Source organism: Micromonospora sp. KC207 (assembly GCF_004348615.1).
Taxonomy (GTDB): domain Bacteria; phylum Actinomycetota; class Actinomycetes; order Mycobacteriales; family Micromonosporaceae; genus Micromonospora.
Window position 1 is genome coordinate 1 of record NZ_SMKJ01000383.1, and the last position, 5080, is coordinate 5080.

Below are 5080 nucleotides of genomic sequence, written 5' to 3' on the forward strand. Positions count from 1 at the left end.
GGTTCTGCTCGTACGGGGGTCCCCGTCGGCCGACCACCCCGGGGTGTGGCAGGTGCCCGGGGGCGGGCTGGAGCACGGGGAGCATCCCGAGGCCGGCGTGGTCCGGGAGTACGCCGAGGAGACCGGGCTCGCCGTCGAGGTGACCGGCGTGCTGGCCGCAGTCTCGGACGTCACCGGGCTGCCGGGTGTGGCGCTGCACACCGACCGGATCGTCTTCGCCGTCGAGGTGACCGGCGGCACGCTTCGCGGCGAGCCCGACGGCACCGCTGACCTGGTGCGCTGGTCGACCCTCGACGAGGCCGCCCGGCTGCCGCTGATGCCGTTCACCGCCGAGGTGCTCGGCCTGCCGGTCACCCCGCTGCCGCAGCCCGCGCCCGGCGCGGCCCGTGGCCCGTACCCGCCGGTCCAGGCCGACCGGCGGCAGCGCTTCGCGGCGTACGGGCTGGTTGCCGACCCGGCCGGGCGGGTGCTGCTCACCCTGATCGCCGACGGGTACCCGGGGGCCGGCTGCTGGCACCTGCCCGGCGGCGGCACCGACCACGGCGAGCAGCCGGCCGCCGGGTTGCTCCGCGAGTTGGTCGAGGAGACCGGCCAGCTCGGCCGGGTGGTCGACCTGCTCGCGGTCCACCACCGGTACGATCCCGGCGAGCTGGGGCCGGAGGGCCGGCCGCTGGACTGGCACGGGGTGCGGGTCATCTACCGGGCGGTGGTAGACGAGCCCACCGAGGCCCGGGTCACCGAGCTGGCCGGTGGGTCGACGGCCGCCGCCGCCTGGTTCCCGCCGGACCGGCTCGACGATCTGCCGATGACCGAGGTGGCGGCGCTGGTAACCGGACATCGGGCCGCATAGCGCCCGCCCGCCGAGTCGGTGAGGACGGCCTCCGGTAGGCTGAAGGCGGGGTTATGGAGAATCGGGCGATCGGGCCTGAGATGGGAATGAAAAGGCGATTCGCGCGGTTCAACAGAGATACAAGCACCGCCGGCAGCTATCGCCAAGCCCCCCACCCCTGTGCAATGGTGTACTCCGCTTTGACGGCTGCCGGGCCAGGAAGCGGTCCGGCACGAGACAGCCGGACATCCGCCCTCGTGGCGGCCAGCCCGATCCGGTGATGGAGGAAACGTGCCGAGAGCCCCATGGCACCGGCGTCGTACGACTGACAGTCCGCGCCCCGCAGGGCGTCGCTGGGCGGGCCCGTTGCGCCGCAGCAGCACGTTCGCCCGCCAGGTGCTGCTCGTCCGGGTGGGGCGCCGCGACGGTGTCGCCGCCGCGGGCACCGACCTGGCCTCGCCCGAGCACCGCTACCTCGACCGGCAGCGCCGCCGCTACGGCCTCGACCGGTACCGGCGCACCGAGGTCGAGGCGGTCGTGCCAGTGAGTCCGGCCGTGGGCCCCAGCGCCCCGGTCGACGACGCGGCGTCGATGTCGATCCCGCTGCTGCCCGGTGCGCGGACGGCGGCCCGCCGGGCCAAGTTCGCGCTGGTCAACGCCTGCACGCTGGCCAGCCTCATGCTCGGCATCAACGCCATCTTCGTGGCCATGCAGGGCGAGGTGCGCCTCGCCGCGCTCCTGCTGATCGCCTGCGTGGTGTTCGACGGACTCGACGGCGCGCTGGCCCGCCGGTTCGGGGTGGCCAGCCCGTTCGGGGCCCAGATGGACTCGCTGGCCGACATGTGCTCCTTCGGACTGGCAGCCCCGGTGGTGGTCTACGCCTCGCTCGCCGGCGAGGCCCCGCGAGCCGCCGCAGCGGTCGCCGCCGCGCTCGTCGCCGCCTGCGCGGCGATCCGGCTCGCCCGGTTCAACGTCTCGCCCAGAGACGGCCGCTTCTTCTGCGGCGTGCCGACCACGATGGCCGCGGCCGTGCTGGCCCTGACCGTCGCCCTCGGCCTGCCGCTGCCCGGCCTCGTGCAGATCGTCGGGGTGGCGCTGCTTGCCTTCGCGATGGTTTCCAGCTTCCCGTACGCGAAGCTGGCCCGGCTGGTGAAGCTGCCGCCGTGGCTCTGGCTGGCCCCGGTGGTCGGCGCGCTGGTCGACGTCCGGCTCACCTTCGCTCTGATCGTGGTGGGTTACCTGGTCAGCGGCCCGGTGCTCTGGCTGCGCCAGCGCCGCACCGCCTGAGCCGACGATCGACCAGAAAGGGGCGCCGCGCCAGCGGCGCCCCTTTCGTCGTGCCCGGGTCAGCGCCAGCGGGCGATGACCGTGGACCCGCCGACCACCCGGTCGCCCGGCCCGACCAGCGGGTCGGCCGCGTCGGCCGGCAGGTAGACGTCGGTCCGCGAGCCGAACCGGATCAGGCCGAAGCGCTCGCCCCTGGCCAGCAGCGACCCGATCGGGGCCCGCTGCACGATCCGTCGGGCGATCAGCCCGGTGCGCTGCGCCACGACGACGGTGCCGTGCTCGGTGCCCAGCACCGTGTACGCCGCCACATTGTGTTCGGCGTCCGGCTTCATGGCGTTGACGAACCCGCCGTCGGCGACGAAGTAGTCGACCACCTTGCCGGCCACCGGGGAGCGGTTGACGTGCACGTCCAGCACCGACAGGAACACCGCGACCCGCAGCCACTCGCCGTCGCCGAACCGCTCGTCGTGCAGCCGCTGCACCGACAGCACCTGCCCGTCGGCGGCGGCCACGACGGCCGACGGGTCCTCGGGGACGTCCCGCTCCGGATCCCGGAAGAACGCGGCCACCGGTGCGGCGGCCAGGGCCGGCAGCAGCCAGAGCTTCGACTTGGGCCGGGCGAGGCGGGTCAGCGCCGCCAGGCCGAGGGCGATGCCGGCCGCCGCCACCCCGTTGGAGTCGATGTGCATGCCCCGGGTCAGCGGGACGCTCGACGGCCGGTGGGCCGGGGCGAGGCGGGCGGCGACCGTCGCGTCGGCCGGGGTGAACCGGAGCCGGTGCACCCGCACCGGCGGGGAGTTGCGCAGCACCAGGTCGCTCCCGACGCCGTGCAGCGCGCCCTGCCGCTCCAACTCGGCAGCCGCGCCGGCCGTCCGGGCCGGGGTGGCGGGCACCGCCACGGCGAGCACCGCCCCATCGGCGAGGTACTTCGCCAGGCCGTCGACGGTGGTCCGGGCCTCGTCGGCGGTGCCGGTGAGCGGCTCGGCGGCGATCACCACCTCGGCGGCTTCGGCCTCGGCGAGGGAGTCCACCACGCGTACCCGGTCGGCGACCCAGCGGCCCTGGGCCGTCACGTGCTCGCGCAGCACGGCCGGCGTCGCCGACCCGGCCGGCACGACGGTGAGGGTGTCGCCGGGCAGCAGGGCGTCGATCGCCGCGGCCAGAACCGCGGAGTCCGGGGTCGCGCCGAACAGCAGCGCTGCCTTCGGGTCGTTGCGCCGGGCGAGTTCGGTGACGAGGGTACGGGCGGCGCGCTCGCCGATGCGGACCGGACCGAGCCGGCCAGAGGTGCGCACGGCGGGGGACTGGGTCATGTCGAACGGGCTCCTGACGAGGTAGAGACGGGAATCGCGGTGGGATCGCCACGGCGACCGGTCGGGGGGCGAGCGCGAACGGGCCGGCGAACGGGCGGCCGGGCCTCGGGCGAGGCCCCGCGACGCGGCTCGGTCGTCGGTGGCCCGACGGCTCGGCTGCGGGTGGGGTCCGCAACGTGGGCCGGCCGGCGGAGGCGAGATCTCCATCGGCCAGCATATGCGCACTCCGCCGGGGCCCGCACCACAGCGGTCAACCGCCCGTTCGCTCGGGGCCTGGCTGCGGCGGGGCGTCCGACTCCACCGGCGGGTACGGCGCGATCGCGTCGGCGGCCAATCGGGGCAGCGGTTCGGTGTCCCGCTCGCGGGCCGCCCCGGTCCCGAACTCCCGGGTGGCCAGGTCCTCGTCGGGCGGTTCGGTCGGCGACCAGCGGGGAGCCTGGACGCCGCTGACCGGCCGGCCCTCGACCACCTCGGGCAGGCTGTCGGAGACGGCGGCGATCGGCCACTCGTCGGCCCGCTCGCCACCTGCTTCGGTGGCGGTGAGGTCGGCGCCGGGTTCCTCGGCCGGCTGGGCACCGACCTCGGTGGCCGTGGCACCGGTGGTTGCCGCGTGTGGGGCGGCCGTCCGGTCGCCCCGGCCGGAGCGCAGCGCGCCGACCAGGCCCAGCACGCCGATCAGGAGCAGGCCTCCGGCCAGGAACCAGCCGATCGGCGGGAGGGCCAGGCCGAGCAGCTGGGCGAACAGCCACCAGGCGGCGAGGGCGGCGAAGAACAGGCCGAAGCCGAGCGACACGACGTCGGTGCGGTGCGCCTTCACCGGGTCACCTCCAGGTCTCCGGCGTTGACGTGGATGTAGAGGCGTAGCTTCCCGCCGCCGGCGCCGTCCGCGCCGAGGTCGGTGCTCTCCCGGGGCCGGCCAACAAGCCCGTGCGAGTGGTTGCCGAAGATGGTCGCGTCCCCGGCGTTGACGTCGGCCAGCGTGGTGACGTCGACGTTGGGTGGCACCACCACGGTCGCGTGGCCGAAGTTGATCGCGATGGTGATCTGGGTCTCCTGCTTGTCGAAGTCGATGGCGCGCAGGTCCAGCACGGCGTCGCCGAAGTTGTTCTCGTACCGGTCGGCCACGTCGCGGCGGTCCGTGGGAGCCCAGGTGACGTCCCCCTCCACGCCACGGACCCGGTCGTAGGACTCCGCGACGGTGGCGACGCCGAGCGCCGCCGCGGTGACCAGCCCGAGCGCGATCAGCCACCGCGCCCGACCGAACCAGGTGCCGACGAGCAGCCCCAGCCCGATGGTCGCCAGGGCCGCTGCGAAGTACGCCGCCGCCCCCACCTCCACCACGTCCAGCAGGTCGAGCACGGCGACCACGCCGAGCGCCAGGAAGATCAGCGAGAAGGTCACGGCACCCAGCGGGGACCGTTCCTTGGGCTGCTTCGGCGGTTTGGCCGGCGGGAGTGGCGGTGGCGGTGCCGGTTGCGGCCCCTTGGCGTACGGGCCGTGCGGGGCGAACGGCGGCCGGTAGCCGGGCGGCGTGGGCGCGGCGACCGGCGGATAGCCGCCCACGGGTGCGCCGAGCGGGGGAGGGAAGCCGGCCGACGGGGCCGGCGCGGGCGGCCAGGCCGGTAGCCCGGCGGTCGCCCCGGCCGGGGGC

Annotated in this window: 4 protein-coding genes and 1 pseudogene; 2 read left to right on the forward strand and 3 right to left on the reverse strand. The window is 75.4% G+C overall.

Annotated features, from left to right (window positions below):
- The coding region (locus E1258_RS29645; protein WP_132406923.1) for an NUDIX hydrolase at positions 1–850 on the forward strand (850 nt) is incomplete at its 5' end.
- 345 nt (positions 851–1195) lie between these two features.
- Positions 1196–2116 carry a phosphatidylcholine/phosphatidylserine synthase gene (locus E1258_RS29650; RefSeq protein WP_132406925.1) on the forward strand — a complete coding sequence of 307 codons (921 nt, stop codon included), beginning with the start codon at positions 1196–1198 and terminating at the stop codon, positions 2114–2116.
- 59 nt (positions 2117–2175) lie between these two features.
- Here E1258_RS29650 and E1258_RS29655 read toward each other — a convergent pair whose 3' ends face one another.
- From E1258_RS29655 to E1258_RS29665, 3 genes and pseudogenes are all read right to left on the reverse strand, one after another.
- Positions 2176–3429: a phosphatidylserine decarboxylase gene (locus E1258_RS29655; protein WP_132406927.1), complete on the reverse strand. Its 1254-nt coding sequence runs from the start codon at positions 3427–3429 to the stop codon at positions 2176–2178.
- A 556-nt stretch (positions 3430–3985) separates the two neighbouring features.
- Positions 3986–4246: pseudogene (locus tag E1258_RS29660) on the reverse strand (hypothetical protein); the annotation flags it as partial.
- Positions 4243–5080 (reverse strand): LiaF domain-containing protein (locus E1258_RS29665; RefSeq protein ID WP_243715772.1); only part of this gene is annotated, 838 nt, incomplete at its 5' end. The gene E1258_RS29665 and the pseudogene E1258_RS29660, both read right to left, overlap by 4 nt.